Source organism: Ruminiclostridium cellobioparum subsp. termitidis CT1112, assembly GCF_000350485.1.
GTDB lineage: Bacteria > Bacillota > Clostridia > Acetivibrionales > DSM-1351 > Ruminiclostridium > Ruminiclostridium termitidis.
This window is the reverse complement of sequence record NZ_AORV01000044.1, coordinates 54347-70915: the sequence shown is the minus strand read 5'-3', so window position 1 is coordinate 70915 and position 16569 is coordinate 54347. Positions and strand designations below refer to the sequence as shown.

At 41.6% G+C, this 16569-nt stretch carries 17 protein-coding genes; 9 read left to right on the top strand and 8 right to left on the bottom strand.

What is annotated here, in order from left to right:
- The first annotated feature begins 177 nt into the window (after positions 1-177).
- On the top strand, positions 178-1614 hold the full coding sequence (proS, locus tag CTER_RS16485; RefSeq protein WP_004627349.1) for a proline--tRNA ligase: 1437 nt from the start codon (positions 178-180) through the stop codon (positions 1612-1614).
- Positions 1615-1896: 282 nt separating this feature from the next.
- Positions 1897-2775 (top strand): CAP domain-containing protein, encoded by an 879-nt coding sequence (locus tag CTER_RS16480; RefSeq protein ID WP_004627314.1) that lies wholly within the window; start codon positions 1897-1899, stop codon positions 2773-2775.
- A gap of 63 nt (positions 2776-2838) precedes the next feature.
- Here the strand turns inward: CTER_RS16480 and CTER_RS16475 are convergent, their stop codons facing one another.
- From CTER_RS16475 to CTER_RS16460, 4 genes are all read right to left on the bottom strand, one after another.
- A complete protein-coding gene (locus tag CTER_RS16475) occupies positions 2839-3744 on the bottom strand; it encodes an RluA family pseudouridine synthase (protein WP_004627347.1) in 906 nt (301 codons plus the stop codon).
- 24 nt (positions 3745-3768) lie between these two features.
- Complete coding sequence (locus CTER_RS16470; RefSeq protein WP_004627337.1) at positions 3769-6246, bottom strand: mannose-1-phosphate guanyltransferase; 2478 nt, start codon at positions 6244-6246, stop codon at positions 3769-3771.
- Positions 6247-6441: 195 nt separating this feature from the next.
- Positions 6442-6705, bottom strand: coding sequence for a hypothetical protein (locus CTER_RS16465; protein WP_004627224.1), 264 nt, complete (start codon positions 6703-6705; stop codon positions 6442-6444).
- A 101-nt stretch (positions 6706-6806) separates the two neighbouring features.
- Positions 6807-7214: a GtrA family protein gene (locus CTER_RS16460; RefSeq protein WP_004627233.1), complete on the bottom strand. Its 408-nt coding sequence runs from the start codon at positions 7212-7214 to the stop codon at positions 6807-6809.
- A 239-nt stretch (positions 7215-7453) separates the two neighbouring features.
- Between CTER_RS16460 and CTER_RS16455 the strand changes: the two genes are divergently transcribed.
- The 5 genes from CTER_RS16455 (at position 7454) to CTER_RS16440 (ending at position 12745) form a co-directional block, all read left to right on the top strand.
- Positions 7454-8053: a DUF2238 domain-containing protein gene (locus CTER_RS16455; RefSeq protein ID WP_051066618.1), complete on the top strand. Its 600-nt coding sequence runs from the start codon at positions 7454-7456 to the stop codon at positions 8051-8053.
- Between the two features lie 57 nt (positions 8054-8110).
- Positions 8111-9073, top strand: coding sequence for a UV DNA damage repair endonuclease UvsE (gene uvsE / locus CTER_RS16450; protein WP_004627311.1), 963 nt, complete (start codon positions 8111-8113; stop codon positions 9071-9073).
- Positions 9074-9191: 118 nt separating this feature from the next.
- The gene (locus tag CTER_RS28350; RefSeq protein WP_004627266.1) at positions 9192-9329 is read left to right on the top strand and encodes a hypothetical protein; all 138 of its coding nucleotides are present in this window, start codon (positions 9192-9194) and stop codon (positions 9327-9329) included.
- 215 nt (positions 9330-9544) lie between these two features.
- On the top strand, positions 9545-11698 hold the full coding sequence (locus CTER_RS16445; RefSeq protein WP_004627317.1) for a Tex family protein: 2154 nt from the start codon (positions 9545-9547) through the stop codon (positions 11696-11698).
- A 159-nt stretch (positions 11699-11857) separates the two neighbouring features.
- Positions 11858-12745, top strand: a complete 888-nt coding sequence (locus CTER_RS16440; RefSeq protein ID WP_004627310.1) for a hypothetical protein — start codon at positions 11858-11860, stop codon at positions 12743-12745.
- Here the strand turns inward: CTER_RS16440 and CTER_RS16435 are convergent.
- The 4 genes from CTER_RS16435 to CTER_RS16420 all read right to left on the bottom strand — a co-directional run bounded on the left by CTER_RS16435 (position 12742) and on the right by CTER_RS16420 (position 14436).
- Positions 12742-13107: a hypothetical protein gene (locus tag CTER_RS16435; RefSeq protein ID WP_004627252.1), complete on the bottom strand. Its 366-nt coding sequence runs from the start codon at positions 13105-13107 to the stop codon at positions 12742-12744. The two genes, CTER_RS16440 and CTER_RS16435, sit on opposite strands and share 4 nt — an antisense overlap.
- Before the next feature lie 41 nt (positions 13108-13148).
- Positions 13149-13571 carry a hypothetical protein gene (locus CTER_RS16430; protein ID WP_004627280.1) on the bottom strand — a complete coding sequence of 141 codons (423 nt, stop codon included), beginning with the start codon at positions 13569-13571 and terminating at the stop codon, positions 13149-13151.
- 190 nt (positions 13572-13761) lie between these two features.
- Complete coding sequence (locus tag CTER_RS16425; protein WP_004627307.1) at positions 13762-14079, bottom strand: hypothetical protein; 318 nt, start codon at positions 14077-14079, stop codon at positions 13762-13764.
- A gap of 162 nt (positions 14080-14241) precedes the next feature.
- On the bottom strand, positions 14242-14436 hold the full coding sequence (locus CTER_RS16420; protein WP_004627199.1) for a hypothetical protein: 195 nt from the start codon (positions 14434-14436) through the stop codon (positions 14242-14244).
- 164 nt (positions 14437-14600) lie between these two features.
- On the opposite strand from CTER_RS16420, the gene CTER_RS16415 reads away from it, so the two are divergent.
- Positions 14601-15479, top strand: a complete 879-nt coding sequence (locus tag CTER_RS16415) for an NAD(P)/FAD-dependent oxidoreductase (protein WP_004627261.1) — start codon at positions 14601-14603, stop codon at positions 15477-15479.
- 192 nt (positions 15480-15671) lie between these two features.
- Complete coding sequence (locus CTER_RS16410; protein ID WP_004627248.1) at positions 15672-16550, top strand: GerMN domain-containing protein; 879 nt, start codon at positions 15672-15674, stop codon at positions 16548-16550.
- Positions 16551-16569 lie beyond the last annotated feature (19 nt).

Genomic DNA, 16569 nt, shown 5'->3' with positions numbered 1-16569 from the left:
CCTGCAGCTGCAATTAATATTTTGCCACTCACATTATATTATACCTGCAAGGTGTCTTCAAGTGTATTGACATTACCTGATACATATATTATATAATATTAATTGGTGCTTTTTTGTGTTGTTCAAATAAAGCATTGAATGTTATTCGTTTGGCTTTTGCCGGAAATGGAGTTTCAAATGTCTAATGATAAGAAATTAGTTGAAGCCATTACGTCTATGAATGATGACTTCGCACAATGGTATACCGATGTTATTAAAAAAGCGGAACTTATTGATTATTCAAGTGTAAGAGGTTGTATGATTATAAAACCATATGGCTATGCCATATGGGAAAACCTTCAGAAAGCATTGGATTCAAGATTTAAGGCAACAGGGCATGAAAATGTCTATATGCCTATGTTTATTCCAGAAAGCTTGCTTCTGAAGGAAAAAGAACATGTTGAAGGCTTTGCCCCTGAGGTTGCATGGGTAACACACGGCGGGGATGAAAAATTGACTGAAAGACTGTGTGTAAGACCCACATCCGAGACTTTATTCTGCGAACACTATGCAAATATAGTCCATTCCTACAGGGATCTTCCGAAGCTGTATAACCAATGGTGTTCAGTGGTAAGATGGGAAAAGACAACAAGACCGTTCCTCAGAACACTGGAATTCCTGTGGCAGGAAGGTCATACAGCCCATGCCACTGCTGAGGAAGCGCAGGAAGAGACAATTAAAATGCTCAATGTATATGCTGACGTCTGTGAAAATGTTCTGGCCATTCCTGTTATAAAAGGCAGAAAAACCGACAAGGAAAAGTTTGCCGGTGCCGACGCAACCTATACAATTGAAAGCCTGATGCATGACGGAAAAGCATTGCAGTCGGGAACTTCGCATAACTTTGGAGACGGTTTTGCCAGAGCTTTTGAGATTCAATACACAGATAAAAACAATCAGCTCCAGTATGTGCATCAAACCTCCTGGGGTGTTACAACCCGCCTTATTGGTGCCATCATAATGGTACACGGGGATGACAGCGGCCTGGTGCTGCCCCCTGCGGTGGCACCTACACAGTTGGTGATAATACCCGTTTCCCAGCATAAGGAAGGGGTACTTGAAAAGGCAAATGAACTTTTAACAGGTCTGTCTGCAAAATTCAGAGTTAAAATTGATGACAGCGACAAGATGCCTGGATGGAAATTTGCAGAATATGAAATGAAGGGTATTCCCATTCGTCTGGAGGTTGGTCCAAAGGATATAGAGAAGAATCAGGTTGTGCTTGTAAGAAGAGATACAAGAGAAAAGATATTCACTCCTATGGACAATCTGGAGGAGACTGTAGAAAAACTGCTTGCGGATATTCAAAGCTCTCTTCTTGAAAGAGCGAGAGAGCTGAGGGACAAAAAGACTTACGCAGCAACCACACTTGACCAGTTCGAGCAGATCATCAACGCTACTCCCGGTTTTGTAAAAGCCATGTGGTGCGGAGACCAGGAATGTGAAGACAAGGTCAAGGAACTGACCGGTGCAACTGCAAGGTGCATGCCTTTTGAACAGGAAGAGCTGTCTGATAAATGCATGTGCTGCGGAAAGCCGGCCAAGACCATGGTTTACTGGGGAAAAGCATACTAATATTGAATTAAGGCATAGTGCCAATTAAACTTACGTTTAAGAAGGGGCTGGCGTACCAGTGGTTGAAAAATCGCTTGTATTCAGCTCCTTCATTTTTTTCTCAAAAAATGTAAATAAATATGTAAAACCTGTCAATACTATAGCATATGGGTTGTTTTCCCATTGCAGGTCATAAAGTCAATTGCGGTTAAAACCTTCGCCTCCAGGCGGAGGTCGTTTTCAACCCATGTTAATTGACTTTGGGATACTGTAAGCAGCACTTATCTATGTAGGAGGGGTTTTATGAAAAGAAAAAGGATTTATACAATAACGGCGGCCCTCTTGGTGTCGGTTTTTACATTCTTACCCGTAAGAACCGGACAGTATATGGTCGCCGCTTCAGAAGCATACCAAAAAGTTGACAGCAGCTCGGGTGTTATTACTGCCAATGAGGTTAATTTAAGGACGGGTCCGGCAACTACTTTTGATATTCTATGCAAATTAAAGAAGGATCAGAAGGTCACGGTAATGGGTAAATTGGGAGACTGGTATGCCGTATACGTCGGTGCAAACGGCAATGTAGGCTCGGTTTCCTCGCGTTACTTAAAGCTTGATAAAGCCAAGACTACGACCGGCACCAAACAGGTGGCAACGCAGAACAACAGCGGCAAGTCAACCGCCGCAACCACTGCAAAAAACAGTCAATCCGGTTCAAAAGCGGCAGTACCGGGCAGTGCTGACAAAACGAAATCTACAGCCGAAAATACCTCTTCCAAGGCAACAGTATCAGAAAAGCCGATGAACATATCCTCAGATGAACAGGCCTTATTTGATGCGGTAAACAAAGCGAGAAAGGAAGAAGGTCTCAAGGCTTTGCAATTTGATGCCCAGCTGGTTACGGTTGCCAGGCTGAAGGCTAAAGATATGAAGGACAATAACTATTTCAGCCATACATCAAAATATTACGGTACACCTTTTGACATGATGAAGAAATATGGGATCAAGTTTAGTACCGCAGGTGAGAATATTGCCGGGAACCAGTCTATTGACAAGGTTGTCAAGGCATGGCTGAAAGAGAATGGCAACAACATATACAATGACAAATTTACTCACACAGGCATAGGGATTGTTGACAGTCCAACCTATGGGAAGTTGTTTGTTCAGATGTTCATTAAAAAATAGCATAAGATTTTCAGGGAAAGCTGCAGCCGGGAGTCTGCAGCTTTTTCACACATCGGAACAATTTCAGGGTTTTTGACCGGAAAGCAGGGATTCCAGGCTAAAGGGAGGTTCAATGGCTATGGTTTTTCCATTGAGATAGTTCAGAGGCCCGGCAGAAGTTTTGAAATCAAAAATCAGCCTGCTGGCACATAGCATTTGATATTTTGCACCGTACTGCTTATTTTCGGAATTTCTGCCATATTTACCGTCACCAATGATGGGATGGCCGTAGTGGGCCAGGTGAGCGCGGATCTGATGGGTCCGTCCTGTTACCAGTTCAACCTCCAGCATGCTGAGATTCTCCAGGGTTTTTAATACTCTATACCGGGTAACTATTTCAAGGGAATCTCTGGTTTTTTTATCTGAAATAAAAACCTTGCTTATTTTATCGTTCTTTTCCAGGTGATCAACAAGCTCTGCCCGGCTTTTTTCCATTATACCCGAAACAATGCAGGTGTAATATTTATGAATTTCTCTTTCTTTTATTTTTTCAAGCATTGTATCAAGAGCGGCATTGTTCTTTGCCAGAATCACCAGGCCGGCCGTATTCCTGTCAAGCCTGTGGCATAAGACAAGGTGCCGGCCATGGAGTTTCTGAAGCTTATCGATCAGTGTGGCTTCGGTCTGGTTTCTGTCAGGATGCACGGGAACTCCCTGTGCCTTGCTGACCACCATTATGTTATTGTCCTCATAGACAATGGAATACCCTTCATCGTTTTTTCCAAGCAGATAGTCGTCAATAATGTAAATATCTATTTTATCGCCTTCAAGTACCTGGTAATCCTCCCTGACACGTATTCCATTCACTTTTATATCTTTTTTTCTAAGGGTTTTGAACAGCATACCCGAAGAAAGGTTGGGAAAAAAATCCCGGATCACTTTGTCAATCTTTTTACCGCTATGTTTCTCTTTTGCAATAATTGTTCTCATTTTATCTCCATCAGGTTAAATATCCTATGTATTTGTTATGATTTTTTCCAAAAGGCCGTAATACCTGGAAGACAGCTCAGCTGCCCCGCTTTTTGAAGAGCTTTCAACCACCATTCTTAAAATGGGCTTATCTGCGTCGGGTGCAATCAGGACCCAGCCTGTTTCGGTATACAGTTTGATTCCATCCAGCAGTTCCAGTTTTTTATCCCTGTACTCGCTGATTATTTTCCGCATAACAGTGCCTTTTGATTCCCAGGGACATTTAATGCTTTTCTTATCCATAAAGAAGTCGGGAATATCTGCTAAAAGCACACTCAGGTCGGTATTTGCATAACACATGTACTCAATTATTCTTATGAGCCCTTCGATGGCATCAAAGCCCAGGGTAAACTGATCCGGCCTGAAAGAATCAAATCCGGATGATATAGGGCTCTCATCATTATACCCGTATTTTTTATTATAGGACAGTATTTCATCCATAATTGCCTGGGAGAAGTTCTTTGTACGCTTAACCGAGCCATTATATCTGGCGGCAAGTTTTTCTATGACTTCAGAGCATGTAATGGGTACAAAAAAAGTAGCACCGGGTGAGGTTTTAAATATAATTGATGCAATAAGGGCCTGGAACAGGTCATCTATAATTACCTTTCCAAACTTGTCCGCCAGGATGAGCTGTTCTGCATTCTGGTCTATTATGGCGGCAAAATCCGAACTGGTTTCTTTAATTACAGCTGTAACCGACTCCGGAGCTTCATAATCTGTAAAGCGGTTAACGGTACAGCCCAGTCCTGTTAAGAGAGGTACTGTTATTGAGATTACGTAATCGGATTTTGAAAAGATGCAGATTTTTGGATTTTTCTCCCTGATGACCTGCATGTTGGTCTTGCTGCTTAAATTCCGGGTATAGTAGCTGCTGAAGTCGGTTATATTATTCAGCCTGCTTATCTGCTGGGCCGAGCATCTGTTAAAATCCTCCTTGAAAAAGGAGTTTTCTATCTTTCTTTCGGTCAGCCGGCTGATTGAAGCACCCCTGACATCCATAAAGTCGACCTTGATCCTGTTAACATCATGAATATCATTTTTTATGTGTATCCCGCCTTCCACTGAAAGGAAGCCTATGGCGGTTCTGGCTATGGGGGTGAGCAGGCTGCTCATGTTGTAGACTTCAACTCCTACCGACAGCATACCTGAAATAAAGGCATGCTTGAACATTCTCGCCGAGTTGGAATTGGTTGAACTCACTACAACTCTGGAGCCCGTTTTAAACTGTGAACCGTATGCGGCTCCCAGTCTGGTTGCAAATTCAGGTGAAATATCCACGTTAACAATACCTGAAATACCGTTGTCACCGAATATCTTGTTGGAGTGCTTGGACCCCCAGATCATATTTCTATCGATGATGGCAAAGGGCTGGATGATCTTTTCAGGCCAGATTTTTATATTGGGTTTAACAATTACACGCTCATTAACCTTACAGCCTTCACCCACAACGGCATTCTCGAACACCGAGACATAATGCTTGAGATTCACCCTGTTGCATATTACGGCTCCTCTGAGTTCACTGCCGTACTCAATATAGCTGTTATCCCAGACAATGCTCCTGACAATTGAAACATCATCCTCAATTGTAGTATTATTACCTATAACAGTGTATCTATCAATAACCGAACCATTGCCTATCCGGCAGTTTGAACCGATTATACAGGGGCCGTTGATTTCTGCATTTGCTTCAATGACCGTCCCTGCACCGACCCAGACATTATCCTTCAATTGAATACCGTTGAGGCCCAGGTTTATTTTTTTATCCAGAATGTCACAGTGTACCTTGATATATGACCGGATATCACCCATATCACACCAATACTCCGGTGCCACATAGCCATACATTTTTTTTGATGCGGCCAGCAGGCGGGGAAATAAATCACGGCTGAAATCAAGATTTTTATCAGCATCAATATAGTTCAAAATTTCGGGTTCAAGTATATATGTACCGGTATTCACCGTGTCGCTGAACAATTCGCCCCAGCTGGGCTTTTCCAGAAAGCCGGTTATCCTGCCTGTTTCATCTGTCAGCACCACTCCGTATTCCAGCGGATCATCAACCTTTGAAAGAATGATTGTCGCAAGGGAATTCTTCTCCCTGTGATATTCAACAGCCATTTCAAGGTTAAGGTCTGTTATGGAGTCACCGCTTATAACAATAAAGGGCTCATCCAGAAAGCTCTCAGCATTTTTTATGCCTCCGGCGGTGCCCAGGGGGGATTCTTCGATAAAATATGTAATTTTGACACCCAGGTTTTTACCGCTTCCGAAATAATCCTTTATAATCTGCGGGTGATACATCAATGTAATGCCGATCTCTTTGATTCCGTAATTTTTCAACAGCTCGATTGTGTGTTCCAGAACAGGTTTATTTAAGACAGGAACCATTGGTTTTGGTAAATCACATGTAAGCGGCCTCAGTCTGGAGCCTTCTCCGCCGGCCATAATAATAGCTTTCATCCTGACCTCCCTCTGCGTGCAGGCCAGCCGGGCTCCTGAGTATGCCCGGCATGGACACGCCGGTAAATGGTATGAAAAAACTAATCCCACAATACTGGTATTTATCAAACAACTTATATTTATTATATTCCATACCCGGCGTAATAATCCTCTTAATTGGAGGACCACATGATTTATACAGATATTTCTTTAATGCTATTCAATAACGCCAAAGCTTCCCTCCAAAACAGAAAGAGCATTTTCCCGGTTACCGGTGTCAACATCTACTTCAAGCTTGACCATTGTTGAAGAAACTGCCCCGGGAAATTTAGTGATTCTGTGTCTTGGATTTATTCCGTAATGAAGTCCGCACTCAGAAGTATTAAGGCATGCTTTGTCGATTCCGTTTGTTTTTAAGGTACCCATTACACTGTTTGCGTCATATATGTTTGTATACAGCGCAGTAATTTTTTCACTCATGATGCTTACCTCCATTGATCGAAATATACGATGATAAATACCAGCTGTGAGATTCAAAGTTAGTATTTACATATATCAATGGAAATAAGCCTCATTTCAATTTATTTTTTAAATGTAAAAAGCTTGTTGAGGATATAACTTACCCCTGTATAAAAAACCATTCCAATAAGAGCAGATATGTTTTTCCCAAGGAGAAGCTTTTCGGCCAGCAGTATTACCAGGCCATGCTGGAGCAGGAAGCACACTCCGAAAACCGCTGTAAAACGTATGAATTGTGACAGGGTGGAGGACTGTTTCCCTTTAAACGTCCATAACTTGTTAAGGATGAAACTGTTTATAAAACCTGCCACATATCCGACTATGTTGGATAATCTGAGGGAAACTGAAAATACGTTCATTAAGGCAAACATGATCAAGCCGGTTATGAGGGTATTTATAACGCCTACCAGACCATATTTGACAATACTTGAGTTCATTAATCTGCCGAATAATATCTTTAGTTTATTCATTTACTTCTCCTTTTACAGCTGTTTAGCAATAATAAAGTCAACTGCCGTACTTTTGACATATTTGCACATTTTTAAGTATATATAATAATATGAAATTTTACCATAAGCCATTATAAATATTACTTTATATATGACATGTATGATATGGAGGTTAAAATGGCGGTAAAAAAAGAAAATATTCGCTGATATATGTATCAAAACAAGCGGTGCCTTTTAAAAAAGACAGACCGCTTCAATTTATGCTGACCTTATATATTGTTGTATTTGTGTTTTTCGCGCTGAAGCCTGTAGATTACCTGGAATGGTGGTTTCTAAGCCTTCCTTCGGCAATTATGATAGCCTGTATGATGATATTTTACAGAAAAGGCAGGCTTACCAATTTATCATATTTAAGTGTCCTGGTTTTTTTAATACTTAATACGCTGGGAGCTCATTATACATATGCCCTGTGTCCGGTAGGAGAGTGGATGAAGGGGACCTTCGGCTTCATCAGGAATAATTATGACAGGCTTGTATATCTGGCCTTCGGGCTGCTGATATCAATTCCTGTCATGGAGATACTTTACAGGCGATTCAGGCTGAGGTATATTGAAGCATGTTTCTTGGCGGTTTTTATCATAGTAGCTCTGTGTGCGCTCAATTCTCTGACCGAAATGTTGATTGCGGCAGTGAGCCGTTCACAGCAGTTGTTCATTCTGACCCAGGCCCAGGGAGATATCTGGGATTCGCAGAGGGATACTGCCATGGGATTGCTGGGTGCTGCTCTGAATATGGGTTATTGCATTTTTGTAAAGATAAGGCGAAATCAAAGAATTCACATGGTGAAGGTATCAAAATAGTCAAACAGTCGAATAATAAACCTGTCTTTTTAATAACATCAAAAGCGGGGGATAGGTTTGATATTCAGATTGGGATATGTTGCTATGACCTTGAGTCTTGAGAATTGTTCACCTTCGGGTACCGTCACTTATGCCGTGTACAGCAGGCTGAAGGACGCCCAGGCAAAAGGTATAAGGCTGGACAGGGTGTCAAAGCTTAATATTGAAAATACCCTGAGAATTCTCAAGTACAACCGCGCTATGAATATTCAGGTGTACAGGCTCACATCGAAGCTGATACCGCTTGCAACCCACCAGGAGCTGGCAGGCTGGGAATATCAGCGCCAGTTTGCCAGCGAACTCAGGCAATTGGGGGAATTCGTAAAACAAAACGGTTTTCGCATCAGTGCACATCCTGACCATTTTACAATTCTCAATCCGGTTAAGCAGGAGGTGCTGCTGGCTTCTGTCAAGGATCTGGATTATCATGTCAGATTGTATGAAGCAATGGGGCTTGAGGATTACAGGTACAAGCTGGTGCTTCATGTAGGAGGCCTCTACGGGGATAAGTGCAGTTCAATCGAAAGATTCAAGGTCAATTTTTCAAAGCTGCCCGACCGTATACGGAAGCGTATAATCATAGAAAACGACGACAAATGTTTCACCGCAGCCGACGTACTGCAGCTTTGCAAGGATTTGGGCGCTCCCATGGTGCTGGATGTTCACCATCACAAATGTGCAAATAATGGTGAAAGGCTGAGCGAGCTTTTGCCGGAAATATATAAAACCTGGGACGGGGAACCTTTTCCGCCCAAAATACATTTCTCAAGTCCAAAAAGCCAGAAGGAATTCAGGAGTCATGCCGATTATATCGACCATGCCGGTTTTATGGAGTTTTTGAATACGGCAAAAGCTCTTGACTGCGATATAGATATCATGCTTGAGGCAAAAATGAAGGACAGGGCACTGCTGGAGCTTTCTGAAAAACTGAGGGCCGAGCCGGGCTTTGAGGAACTGACTAAAGCTTCCTTCCGGATTTGAGTGCAAACACAAATGAGCACCAAAAACTGAGCATAGCGAATTTTCTTGAGTTAAAGTGTAAAGAATATATATAAATACCTGACAAAGGTACAATTATCTTTTAGAGAGGATGTTTCGAATGGCAAAAAACCCGAACAAGGACCAGAATAATGATGTGTCCTTTGACAATGATCAGCTGGGAGAAAACAAAAACAGCAACAGCGGCGGAAAGAAGGGCGGCAGCGGTAAACCCAAGCCTACCAGCAGAATTATATAAGAACATGTTTCTATTTAAAAAATAAGAATTGGGGTGTGCCCCGGTTCTTATTTTTTTAGCGTATAGGAATTTAGGCAGAGTTCCTAAGTGGGCGAAGCGGGTTTCGAAGCAAATTTCTTGGAGTATAATAGCCGGTGAATTTTCTTGTGACCGGCAGCAGAATTAATGTTATAATAAAATACGATTTACAAATTTTTGGACATGGAGAATGTAAGATGGACATTATAGATCAGCTGATAAAGGAATTTAACCTGAAGCCCTTTCAGGTACAAAATACTGTCAAACTTGTAGACGAAGGAAATACCATACCTTTTATTGCCCGCTACAGAAAAGAAGTGACCGGAGAATTGAACGACCAGGTACTGAGAGAACTGTACGAGCGTTTATTATATCTTAGAAATCTGGAGGAAAGACGGGAAGCTGTCAGAAGGCTTATAGACGAACAGGGCAAACTGACAGAAGAGCTTTCACGCTCTCTTGACAGGGCGGTCACTCTTCAGGAAATAGAGGATATATACAGGCCCTACAAGGTTAAAAGAAAAACCAGAGCCTCGGTGGCCAAGGAAAAGGGGCTTGAACCCCTGGCTGCAATCATATTTGCCCAGATGCCTTCAAAGACACCTGTACTCAGGATAGCAGCGGGCTACATTGATCCTGAAAAAGGAGTAAACACTGAGGAAGAAGCCCTTGCGGGAGCCATGGACATTATTGCCGAAGAGGTATCGGATAACGCTGAATACAGAAAGGCGCTCAGAGAGACAATATTCCGTAATGCGATGATAGTATCGGCCGCCAGGAAGGAAGAGGATTCCGTTTACAGGATGTATTATGACTTCAGGGAGCCTGTCTCTAAAATTGCAAATCACAGGATTCTTGCAGTGAACAGAGGTGAGAAGGAGGAATTCCTTCAAGTAAAAATAGATGTTGACAGTGCGCTGTGCCTGGCATATTTGAAAGGCAGGACTGTCAAGAACACAAATCCTGAAATGGCAGGATATGTTGAAGCCGCCGTAGAGGATTCCTACAGCAGGCTTATCTTCCCCTCGCTGGAAAGGGACATTAGAAACCAATTGACTGAAACTGCCCAGGAGCAGGCTATGAAGGTATTTGCAGAAAATCTGAGAAATCTTCTTCTCCAGCCTCCGGTAAAGGACAGAGTTGTCCTGGGCCTTGATCCTGCCTACAGGACAGGCTGTAAGATCGCTGTGGTTGACGAGACGGGAAAAGTTCTTGCAACAACGGTCATATACCCGACACCTCCCCAGAGCAAAATTGAAGAGGCAAAGTCCAAGCTGAAGCAATTGATAGAAAAGCACAAGGTGGATATCATATCAATAGGAAACGGTACTGCTTCCAAGGAATCCGAGCTTTTTGTAGTTGAATTGCTTAAGGAAATAGACCGGAAGGTTTATTACATGGTGGTCAGTGAAGCGGGAGCGTCGGTTTATTCGGCTTCCAAGCTTGGGGCAGAGGAGTTCCCCGAGTTTGATGTGGCCCTCAGAAGTGCGGTATCCATTGCAAGGCGGCTGCAGGACCCTCTTGCCGAACTGGTAAAAATAGATCCGAAGGCCATAGGCGTGGGCCAGTACCAGCATGATATGAACCAAAAAAGGCTGGATGAGTCCCTGGGCGGAGTGGTTGAGGACTGTGTAAATAATGTAGGTGTAGACCTCAATACGGCGTCAGCACCATTATTATCCTATATTTCAGGGATTTCTTCGGCTATAGCGAAGAATCTTGTTGAGTACAGGGAAGAGAACGGAAAGTTTAAGAGCAGGAATGAAATAAAAAAGGTCAAGAAACTGGGCAATAAGACCTTTGAGCAGTGCGCCGGTTTTTTAAGGATTACCGACGGTGACAATATTCTGGACAATACCTCGGTGCACCCCGAATCATATACAGCGGCAGAGAAACTTCTGAAAAAGATGGGTTATACCCTGTCGGATGTTAGCGGCAAGAGTCTCCGGGAACTGGACAAGAAAGTGGAACAGAACGGAAGGATAAAGGTGGCAGAGGAACTGGGAATCGGCCTGCCGACCTTAAAAGACATTGTAAATGAACTGCTGAAGCCTGGACGGGACCCCAGGGATGAATTGCCCAAGCCCATTCTCCACACTGATGTACTGCATTTAGAGGATCTCAAGGCCGGAATGGTCCTGACGGGGACCGTGAGAAATGTGGCCGATTTCGGTGCTTTTGTCGACATCGGCGTCCATCAGGATGGCCTTGTTCACATTTCCCAGCTTGCCGACAGGTTTGTCAGGAATCCGATGGAAGTGGTTGCTGTAGGGGATATAGTAAAAGTGAGGGTAATAGAGGTAGACGCCGAAAGGAAGAGAATATCCTTAAGCATGAGGGAGATTAACTGAGTACATTGATTTATCATCCCCGTACTTTATTTGAAGGGTTAATTGTGATATTATTTATGTTATGATTTCCCATAATCAAAAAATACTGCTTATTAATTAAACGGTGCCTGGGAAAAACATTTAGAGATTAAATTGAAATATGAAGGAAGGACCTGACCAATGGGAACTATAAATAATGCTGTGCGCTTACTTGCCAAAAGGCCGTCTATACTTATTCTTACAATCATAACCAGTACGGTTCTTTCTGTTGTGGAATATCTGCTGATGATGCTTTTTTATAGCATAACAATGTTTAAAACCGGAAGCCCCTTTGATGATTATGTAAATATAATACAATTTGTTATAGATACAGTACTTGTTCCGCAAACGGCAGTTAAAATCATTATGGCACTTGCTGTTTTAGTGGCAGCTGCAGCATTGATATTCGGCCTGCTGCTTTCAGGCTGTTTCAATATACTTACCAATGCAGTCCAGGGCAAGGAAAAAAAGCCGGGAAGTGAGTTCCTGGCCGGAGTGAAGAAATATTTTCTCAGAATGGTTTCGGTCAATTTGTGGACCCTCAGTGCGGTTATACTGTTTGTTATCTACGTCATTGTTGCCTCAATACCGGCTGCTATTTTTATAGACAATGCCTTGAACGGGGAAGTAAATATCGTAGCAGGCGTACTGTTATTTGTAGTGACAATAATTGTTTTGTTCTTCAGTTTCGCTTTTTTCAGACAGTATATAACCTTTTGGTATCCTTCTGCCATTGTAAACAGCAAAAATCATTTTAAAATAGCAAAAAAAATATCAGACAATGATTTTTGGACTTTGTTGTCCAAATACATTGTTTTTGATATTATACTTGTTTTATTTGATGTCATATATGTTATAGCTAATTTTTCAATGGCAAATGCCCAGGTGATATCCAATGTTACCAGTTATGTCCTATTGATTGTCAATATAGTGTTTAAAACCATATTTATTGCAGTAATTGTATGTTTTGTATTTTCCACTTTCCATAAACTGAGTGAAAAAAGCCGGCTTGAAAAGGCTAATCACTAAAAAATGTCCAATAGCAGGTAGAGAAGAACAATAATAAGTATTTCGTCCTGGACTTTGTCTGTCAGCAGAAGTACCAGTAAACCTGCAAGGAGTAAATCATCCAGATAAATATCAAAATCGAAGATTGTAAATAGCGGATTTCCCGATCTCTCGGATTTATCCCCGCCGAACAGTGAGGACAAAAAGCCCAGAGGTTGGGATTTTTTCCGTTCCTGACTTTCTGCCGGGGCAGGCAGGGACAGTATGGGTTCTTCTGAAAGAGCAGTTTCGGCTGACGTGGTATTCTGCTCCACATGATAGTTATTCTGGGTATTTGTTTTTCTATATCTGCGAGATTTAGAAGAACGCTTCCTGTAAGCCATTATTCCATTCACTCCAATTCCAGTTATTCATAGGGTGCTCTTTATACAGGCCGCTCTTCCGAGTCATCCAGTACTTGAGTAAGGCTGCCGATTCTCATAAGTTTTAAACAGGTTTGAAGCTTCCTCTGCCGGCTTTTATTAAGATATGGCCTGATTGCATTGAGCAGGTTTACTCTCGGGTCGTTTGCTACATTGAGCTTGCTCATGGCTTTTTTCATCTTTCTGGCCATATCGGCAAAGTCATCTGCTTCATTACTGTTAGAACTTGAATTTGAATTCTCATTACTCCTGGATTTCTGAGGCGGATCCGGATCCTCTTGTGTGTCTTCATCTTTAGAGCTGTTACCGGTATTGGACATGAGCATGTTGAGCAGACCCTTGACATTGTCAGGGATATTGGGGTTTGAGTTCTGTCCCAGCATATCCGCTATTTGCTTGATTTTGTCACCCATGTCGTCACTCATCTTAACCTCCATGCCCCCACATGTGCATAGTCAATTATGTTGACCTCAATAAATTGTCCAAGAGCGCTCCTTGAGCGCTTTTGGTATGACAAAAAGTATTGCTCGATACTTTTTTATGGGGTTAAATTAATTTTAAAAGTGCCCATGCCGGGCACTATGTACCTGCCATAAAACATTGATGAAATTGAAGCTATGAATTCAGATATTCATTAACCTTTTTCATAATATCCTTGCTGTCTTTTCCAAGAATTTTTTCAAGTTTATCCAGATCGGTTTTGGTAATCTTCTTTTTAATTTCTTCCTTGTCTATTTTCATGTTCTTGATTTTCTCGTCGTCAAACTCATTGATTTTTTCCATTAACTCATTTTTATCAATCTTCTCCAGTTTTTTTGCCAAATCATCGGAATTATCTTTTTTCAACATATCAATTGCTTGATTTACTTTAGATTGAACCATTTTATCACCTAACAGCTCCTGAATTTTTTTGCTTAATGAATTTTCACCCATATTATACCTCCAATATGTAATTTAATGTTTGGTTGTTATTACAGTTTATGCACGCTGACAAGCTTATTATGTAAAAACAATTTTTGTTAATTTGAAATAGAAGCTTGGATATTACCCAAGCTTCTATTCAAATACATTTGCTATGGACGATCCTTAGTTTGATTAGCAATCATCGCCACAACGGTCACTGTTGCAGAGGAATAATAACAAAAGGACTATTGCAAGCCAGACTATTCCGCAATCGTCAAATATGTCTGAAAAGCAACCGAATCCATCGTTACAGCAGCAGAAGAAAATTATGGCCAGTATTATAAGCCATTCACATCCAAAACCTTCACTTCCACCAAAACATCCCATAACTTTACCTCCATAAATATTTAAGATAATGCATACTATGATGTTTTAGAGGGAGTTGTTACATTTAAAATTTTATTTTTGAAAAAATATATGGATGGTATACTATATAGTAGTACATGTACATTTTAATTTTTAAGTGCTGCAAATTACAACGGGAGGTTATCATGTTTGATGTAATTATTATAGGAAAAGGACCTGCAGGTCTGTCTGCCGCTATCTATACTGTCAGAGCCGGACTCAGGACAATGGTAATCGGTCAGGACAAAAGCGTGCTGCTGAAAGCAGACCGGATAGAGAATTATTTTGGTTTTGCGGAACCTGTTTCAGGAAAGTACCTTCTTGAGCAGGGGGGAAAACAGGCTCTTAAATTGGGGGTTAAATTTGATAACAACGAGGTTGTTGCCCTTGAAAAAGGGGAATACTTCGAGGTTTATACCACGGGTGAAAATTATTCGGGCAAGGCCGTACTGCTGGCCACGGGACAGCAGATTGCAAAGGTTAAGATTGAAAGAATCAATGAATTCGAAGGAAATGGTGTAAGCTACTGCACCACCTGTGACGGTTTCTTTTACAGGGGTCTGAAAGTGGGGCTGCTGGGATACAGGGATTTTGTCATACACGAGGCCATGGAACTGGAACCGCTTACCGGGGATATTACTATTTTTACCAATGGCAGGCAGCTTGAACTTTCGGAAAAGTATAAAAATGTAGCTCAACGGTTTAAGATAAATACCAATATTATTAAAGCCATTGACGGAAAGGACGCTGTGGAGCATATTGTTTTTGACGATGGCTCCAAAGAGAGGCTGGACGGATTGTTTGTGGCATATGATTCGGCTTCGAGTATTGATTTTGCCAGAAAGCTGGGGGTTATCACCAGCAAGAACGCCATAGTCGTGGATGAAAAACAGGGAACCAATCTCAAAGGCTTATATGCCGCAGGAGATTGTACCGGCGGACTGAAGCAGATTTCCACCGCAGTGGGACAGGGAGCAGTGGCGGCAAGGCAGATGATTGAGTATGTAAGAGGACTGAATAAGTAGATATATACAAATTAAGGAAGGGGCTGTCTGATTTTGGGACAGTCCCTTTCTCATATACTTTGATATTTTTATTAAAAGTTATAAAAAAATCTGACAAGGTAGAATACTTGATAAAGCTTGGGCATAGAAATAGTTGTGTAAGGATGAATATTCATATTATTTGCTTTAACATTTTTATGTGAGGTGTCAAAGATGCGAAAAATATTTAGTTTAATCTTAGTGTGTGTAATCACCATGACTTTGTTTGCCGGATGCGGCTCTACCGATGAAAGCTCGGGTATTGATGAATTAACTCCTGCAAGTAGTGTTTCGCTGGGTGAAAATCAAGCCGGTGAATTAAAGGATAAAACTCCCTGTAAACTGTATTTTATAAATGAACAAGGTAAACTTGCACCTGAAACCAGATATATAGATAATGCCGAAGTGGCAAAAGGAAATGACAACCTGGCAACGGTTCTTGTTAAAGAGCTCATCAGCGGACCTGCAAAAGGAAGCCTGCTTCAGGCCACAATTCCCCAGGAGACCAAAGTCCATTCAAATGTATCAATAAAAGAAGGCATTGCTACTGTGGATCTGTCAAAGGATTTTATAGATAAGCACAAGGGCGGAAAGAAGAATGAGCAGCTTACATTGTATTCCATTGTAAATACTCTTACAGAACTAAAGGATGTAAAATCAGTCCAGTTTAAAATTGACGGAAAGGTCAATAAGGAATTCAAAGGCAGCTACCAGTTGGATGTGGCCTTTCCAAGATCGGCTTATCTGATCACTTCCCAACCGGAAGAACAGGATGTAATTAAGCTTGACGAGGATAGTGCATCAAAGGGCAACTTAAATCAATCCGATATAAATAAGAACAATACGGAAAATAAAAGTAATACAGAGAAAAGCAATATGGATAAGAGTAATACTAATAAGAATAATCCGGATAACAGCAATATAAAGGATAATCCCACAAAGGAAAACCCTGTAAAAGAAAATCCAACGAAAGAAAATCCGACTAAACAAAACCCTGAAAAGGATCAGAAGACCAATTCCGATATAGAAATAGATTCTGAATTGCTTGAATAAATACACACCCTTATCAGAT

Coding starts and splice junctions, on each gene's coding strand:
- CTER_RS16440 (WP_004627310.1), top strand. CDS start 11,858: ATGGGAACTATAAATAATGCTGTGCGCTTACTTGCCAAAAGGCCGTCT.
- CTER_RS16460 (WP_004627233.1), bottom strand. CDS start 7,214: ATGAATAAACTAAAGATATTATTCGGCAGATTAATGAACTCAAGTATT.
- CTER_RS16475 (WP_004627347.1), bottom strand. CDS start 3,744: ATGAGAACAATTATTGCAAAAGAGAAACATAGCGGTAAAAAGATTGAC.
- CTER_RS16430 (WP_004627280.1), bottom strand. CDS start 13,571: ATGAGTGACGACATGGGTGACAAAATCAAGCAAATAGCGGATATGCTG.
- proS (WP_004627349.1), top strand. CDS start 178: ATGTCTAATGATAAGAAATTAGTTGAAGCCATTACGTCTATGAATGAT.
- CTER_RS16425 (WP_004627307.1), bottom strand. CDS start 14,079: ATGGGTGAAAATTCATTAAGCAAAAAAATTCAGGAGCTGTTAGGTGAT.
- CTER_RS16465 (WP_004627224.1), bottom strand. CDS start 6,705: ATGAGTGAAAAAATTACTGCGCTGTATACAAACATATATGACGCAAAC.
- CTER_RS16410 (WP_004627248.1), top strand. CDS start 15,672: ATGCGAAAAATATTTAGTTTAATCTTAGTGTGTGTAATCACCATGACT.
- CTER_RS28350 (WP_004627266.1), top strand. CDS start 9,192: ATGGCAAAAAACCCGAACAAGGACCAGAATAATGATGTGTCCTTTGAC.
- CTER_RS16415 (WP_004627261.1), top strand. CDS start 14,601: ATGTTTGATGTAATTATTATAGGAAAAGGACCTGCAGGTCTGTCTGCC.
- CTER_RS16455 (WP_051066618.1), top strand. CDS start 7,454: ATGCTGACCTTATATATTGTTGTATTTGTGTTTTTCGCGCTGAAGCCT.
- CTER_RS16420 (WP_004627199.1), bottom strand. CDS start 14,436: ATGGGATGTTTTGGTGGAAGTGAAGGTTTTGGATGTGAATGGCTTATA.
- CTER_RS16435 (WP_004627252.1), bottom strand. CDS start 13,107: ATGGCTTACAGGAAGCGTTCTTCTAAATCTCGCAGATATAGAAAAACA.
- CTER_RS16480 (WP_004627314.1), top strand. CDS start 1,897: ATGAAAAGAAAAAGGATTTATACAATAACGGCGGCCCTCTTGGTGTCG.
- CTER_RS16470 (WP_004627337.1), bottom strand. CDS start 6,246: ATGAAAGCTATTATTATGGCCGGCGGAGAAGGCTCCAGACTGAGGCCG.
- CTER_RS16445 (WP_004627317.1), top strand. CDS start 9,545: ATGGACATTATAGATCAGCTGATAAAGGAATTTAACCTGAAGCCCTTT.